Origin of the sequence: Sphingomonas sp. CCH5-D11, from assembly GCF_001557395.1 — a bacterium.
Classification (GTDB): Bacteria; Pseudomonadota; Alphaproteobacteria; order Sphingomonadales; family Sphingomonadaceae; genus Sphingomonas.
Genome location: NZ_LSKH01000068.1, coordinates 1 through 4,835, shown reverse-complemented (window position 1 = coordinate 4,835; position 4,835 = coordinate 1). Strand labels below are relative to the sequence as shown.

Genomic DNA, 4,835 nt, shown 5'->3' with positions numbered 1-4,835 from the left:
GTGGCGGGAGGACGCTGGCCGCCGTCGGGCGCGACGGGTTTGTCCTCCCGAGCCGCTGCAAGTGTCGGCGTAGTCGGCGCTGCCGGCGGAGGGGATGCCGGGTCGACGGAGCTTGGCTGGGTCGCGGCAAGCGGCGGCGTCTGCGCAGGTGTGGGCGACGTTGCCGGTGTCGGTTGCAGGCGCGTTTGGAACTGAGGGGTGCCCGGGGTAGCGCGGCCATCGGTCAAAGCAGCGTTGTTAGGGAGCGGAGTGGTCGCTTCCTCGATCATGACGGGTGGCGGCTGCACCTGCGACTTCCCTGGCGCGGGCGTGGCAACGGCCGGTGCTGTGATTTGCGCGACGGGGATGACAGCAGGAACAGGCGCGGCGGCGGGCACGGGGGTGCCGGCCGAAACCAAGGTGTTCGAAACCCTCAGAACGGCGTCGACATCCTGCGAAAAGCCCGCTGTGGTGCCCATCAGCTGCGTTGGTTGCGAGACAGCGAGCATGCCGGTGGCCGGCGCGGAGAAAAAGCTTGCGACAATCGTCATTTAGCGCCTCGCCCGACCCGCAAAGGGCCTCATTCCTTCATTATAGAGTGTTGCAGCCGCTGCGGGCGTTCGGCTCAGCCGATCGTGCCCAAAGAGCGGATCCGCGCTCGGGAGTGGATCTCGTTCTGCGACAGAACCACCGTTGCCGGGCGAACACGTTCAATAATCGAGCGCACGAAGGGTCGGATAGACGGGTTGGTCAGCAGGCAGGGAATGTCGCCCTGCTGCGCCAGGGCATCGAGCGTGCCGCGCAGCGCTGCGATAAAGGCCTGCAGGTGCGAGGGAGCCATCGCGAGCTGCCGATCATCGCCTTGGCCGATGATGCTTTCGGCGAAGGCAGCGTCCCACTCGCCTGACAGGGTGACGATGGGAATGGAGCCGTCGCGCGCCTGTTGCGCCGAAATCTGCCGCGACAGCCGGCTGCGAACGTGCTCAGTTATCTGCGTGAGATTGGACGTCAGCGGCGCGGATTCCGCGATCCCCTCAAGGATCGTGGGAATGTCGCGAATGGAGACGCCTTCGCTCAACAAGTTCTGCAGGATCCGCTGCACGCCCGAAACGGAGATCTTGGACGGCACAATGTCTCCGACCAGCTTCTCCGATTCCTTGTGCACTTCGTTCAAGAGCTTTTGTGTTTCGGTATAGCTCAGCAGATCGGCGATATTGTCCTTCACCAGCTCGGTCAGATGGGTGGTGATGATGGTGCCGCAATCCACAACCGTGAGGCCGCGAAAACCGGCTTCCTCGCGCAGTTCGGGCTCGATCCACAGAGCGGGGAGATTGAAGACCGGCTCGCGTGTCACTTCGCCGGGGATGCCGACATTGGCGCCGCCGGGATTGATCACCAGCAGCTTGTCCAGCCGGATCTCGCCACGCGCCGCCTCGGTCTCCTTGATGTAGACGACATACTCGCTGGCCTTCAGGGCCATGTTGTCGATGATCCGCACGGAGGGGAGGACGAAACCATAATCGGTAGCCATCTGCCGCCGCAGTGCGCGCACCTGATCGTCAAGGCGCGGCTCGCGCTGCGCGTCGTTGATGATCGGGAGCAGCGCATAGCCGATCTCGATGCGGCAGGCGTCGATCGCCAGGGTACGTGAGATGGGCTCTTCGGCCGGGACTGCGGCGGCTTCGGCCGCTACCTGGTCACGAACGGCCTGCGCAGCGCGCAGGTCGGCCTCCTTGCTCATCTTCCACGCGACCCAGCCGCTCAGCCCGGCAAAGGCCGCGAACGGGATGAAGGGGAGGCCAGGAATCAGCGCCAGCGCACCCATCAGGAACGCGACCATCCCGAACGCCTTCGGGTAGCGGCCAAGCTGCTCGCCCAGCGCCGCACCGGTCTTGCCGGTCACGCCGCCCTTGGACACCAGCATGCCGGCCGCGATCGACACGATCAGCGCGGGCACCTGGCTGACCAAGCCATCGCCCACCGTCAGCAACGTATAGGTGTGGAACGCCTCGCCAAAGGGAACGCCGTGCACCGCGACACCCATGATGAGGCCGACCAGCACGTTGATGGCGGTGATCATCAGCGCGGCGACGGCATCGCCCTTCACGAACTTCGACGCGCCGTCCATCGCTCCGTAGAAGCCGCTTTCGGCCTCGACCTCCGAGCGGCGTTCGCGCGCCGTGGTCTCATCAATCATCCCGGCCGAAAGGTCCGCGTCGATCGCCATCTGCTTGCCCGGCATGGAGTCCAGGCTGAAGCGCGCGGCGACCTCGGCGATGCGGCCGGCACCCTTGGTGATAACGACGAAGTTGATGACGATCAGGATGGCGAAGATGGTGATGCCGATCACCGTTTCGCCGCCGATCAGAAACTCGCCGAACGCGTGGATCACGCCGCCGGCGGCGCCTGGCCCTTCATGCCCATGTCCCAGGATTAGGCGGGTCGAAGCGATGTTGAGGCCGAGCCGCAGCATCGTCACGACAAGCAGGATCGTTGGGAATGCGGAAAGCTGAAGCGGCTTTTCGATGAACAGCGCCGTCATCAGGATCATGACCGATGCGGTGATCGAGAGCGCAATGCCGAAATCGAGCAGCCACCCCGGCATCGGCAGGATCAGCATGGCGATGATGGCGATCACGCCGACCGCCAGTGCCATGTCGCGGTTCGCGCCCATGCGCTGGAACAAGGAGGTGAGTTGTGGCGGCATGAGGATCGTCCCGATCTGAGGTCAGGCGGCAGGCGAGACGGCGATACCCGCCTCGATGAAGCTCTTGAGCTTGTTGCGCATGGTGCGGACCGAAATGCCCAGGATGCTGGAAGCCGAGGTCCGGTTGCCGTGGCAATGTTCCAGCGTCTGGAGAATCAGCTCGCGTTCGACCTCCTCCACCGTGCGGCCAACGAGGCTCTCGACCTTCGGCAGACCGAGTCCCATGCGAGGCGCGGCGGGCGCGAGCTGACGCCCGTCGGTGAGAACCAGGTCGCTCGGCTCGATCGCATTTCCGCGGGCCAGCAGAACCGCGCGGTGCATCACGTCCTGAAGTTCCCGGACGTTTCCCGGCCAGTCATAGTCAAGCAGCGCTGCGGCCGCTTCTTCCGACAAGGCGGGAGCGGGCCGCTGCTCCGCACAGGAGGCGTCTTCGATCTGCCGCAGCGCGAGGCACAGGATATCTTGCCCACGCTCGCGCAGGGGCGGGAGGCAGAGCTGCACCAGTTCCAGGTGCGACACCAGATCGGCGCGGAAGGTGCCGGCCGCGACACGATCGGCAAGGGAGGTTGTTGCGCTGACCATCAGACGCGCATCGAGCGCGATTGAAGCGGTGCCGTTCATTCGCCGGATCACACCGCTGCGCAGGGCATGGGCGAGATCGGCCTGGATCGTCGGGGGGAGAAGATCGACGTTGCGCAACAGCAGCGTCCCCTTATGCGCCTTCTCCAATCGCCCAACGCGCCGCGCGACGGCACCAGGAAACGCACCTGCCTCATGCCCGAACAGCTCGGATGCGATCACCTCCGGGGAAGCGCCGGCGCATTCCACGATCTCGAACCGTCCCGAACAGCCGGACGCGTCGTGGATGTGGCGTGCCAGCAGTTCCTTGCCCGTGCTGCGCTCGCCGCAAAGCAACACGGGAACGCGCGCGGTGGCCATGCTGAGCCCGAACGACACCGCTCGTGCCAGCGCCGGATCTTCACCGAGGATCACCGAAGAGGCGGTCGGCGCGATGGAGGCGATGGCGGCAGCGATCAGCGAGCGCTCCGGCGGCAGGGGTACATAATCGCGGGCACCGGCGCGGATGGCGCTGACCGCCTGATCCGCGGACGCGTTGATGCCGCATGCGATCACCGGCAGGGTGAAACGCTCGGCGCGCAGCTGGGCGATGAAGCCGGCAGCATCAAGGCCGACATCGATCATCACCATCATCGCCCCATCGGATCGAAGCAGCGCCAGCGCTTGGGCGGGGGCATCCGCCATGTCGACATGCGCCCCTGCGTCCCGCGCCATCTCCGCGGCGAGCCGGAACTCGCTGCCGGGTTGACCGACGAGAAGCAGACGAGTTGCATTCGGTTGAGTCATCCGCCTCAGCGCTCCGGCCGGGTGATTTCGGTGAGCGTCACGCCCAGCGAGTTGTCGATCATCACCACCTCGCCGCGCGCGATCAGGCGATCGTTCACGAAGACGTCGACCGGCTCACCGACGCGGCGGTCGAGCTCCATGATCGCGCCGGCCTTCAGGCGCAGCAGATCGCCGATCGGCAGGCGCGAACGCCCAAGGACGGCCTGAACCTTGACGGGCACCTCGTGAACGGCCTCGAGCCCGATCTCGTCGGGATTGCCGCTGTCGTCGGCACCGGCACCGAAATCCTCGAACAGCGGGCTGGCGGTGCTTTCCGCCGTCAGAAGCTGCGCGTGATCTTCGTTGTTCATCGACATTTCCATCATGCGTTCATCCATTGGCGGATCACGGCGGCGGCTTCAGGCGGGCTTGCCTGAATCGCGTCGCCAATCTTCTTGAGGGCGGAGCCCTTGATGCGGCCGTCGACCTGGGCGAGCGCGATTTCCTCATCGAGCATCGGCACGGCGGGGGCGGCATCCTGCAAAGCATCGAGTTGCTGGATCGCGGCCGGATCACCTTGGGCAGCCTGAGCGGTCAGCCGGGCAAGTTCCGGCCCTTGCGGATGAAGAAGCGTTTCGACCTGGCCGGGCGCGGCATCCGCGTCGGCGCGGCGCGGTTTCAGCATGCGAAGCGCGATCAGCCCGACGCCGGCAATCACCAGGAATTTCAGCAAACCAAGGATCTGATCCGTGGTGACGAGGGAGAAGACACTTTCTTCCTTGTCCGCCAGGGTGTCGTCGGCAGC

Annotated in this window: 3 protein-coding genes and 2 pseudogenes; all 5 read right to left on the bottom strand. The window is 65.5% G+C overall.

The features are described from left to right. Positions 1–530, bottom strand: a pseudogene (locus AX702_RS22805) (hypothetical protein); the annotation flags it as partial. A 74-nt stretch (positions 531–604) separates the two neighbouring features. After that, the gene (gene flhA / locus AX702_RS04130; protein ID WP_066776516.1) at positions 605–2,686 is read right to left on the bottom strand and encodes a flagellar biosynthesis protein FlhA; all 2,082 of its coding nucleotides are present in this window, start codon (positions 2,684–2,686) and stop codon (positions 605–607) included. A 21-nt stretch (positions 2,687–2,707) separates the two neighbouring features. Continuing rightward, positions 2,708–4,051, bottom strand: a complete 1,344-nt coding sequence (locus AX702_RS04125) for a sigma-54-dependent transcriptional regulator (protein WP_066776510.1) — start codon at positions 4,049–4,051, stop codon at positions 2,708–2,710. A 5-nt stretch (positions 4,052–4,056) separates the two neighbouring features. Next, positions 4,057–4,407, bottom strand: a complete 351-nt coding sequence (fliN, locus tag AX702_RS04120; RefSeq protein WP_082745969.1) for a flagellar motor switch protein FliN — start codon at positions 4,405–4,407, stop codon at positions 4,057–4,059. Between the two features lie 5 nt (positions 4,408–4,412). Further along, positions 4,413–4,835 (bottom strand): annotated as a pseudogene (locus tag AX702_RS22400) (flagellar basal-body MS-ring/collar protein FliF); the annotation flags it as partial.

Excerpts from the sequence above, each read along its gene's own strand:
- fliN (WP_082745969.1), bottom strand. The coding sequence starts at position 4,407 with ATGTCGATGAACAACGAAGATCACGCGCAGCTTCTGACGGCGGAAAGC.
- flhA (WP_066776516.1), bottom strand. The coding sequence starts at position 2,686 with ATGCCGCCACAACTCACCTCCTTGTTCCAGCGCATGGGCGCGAACCGC.
- AX702_RS04125 (WP_066776510.1), bottom strand. The coding sequence starts at position 4,051 with ATGACTCAACCGAATGCAACTCGTCTGCTTCTCGTCGGTCAACCCGGC.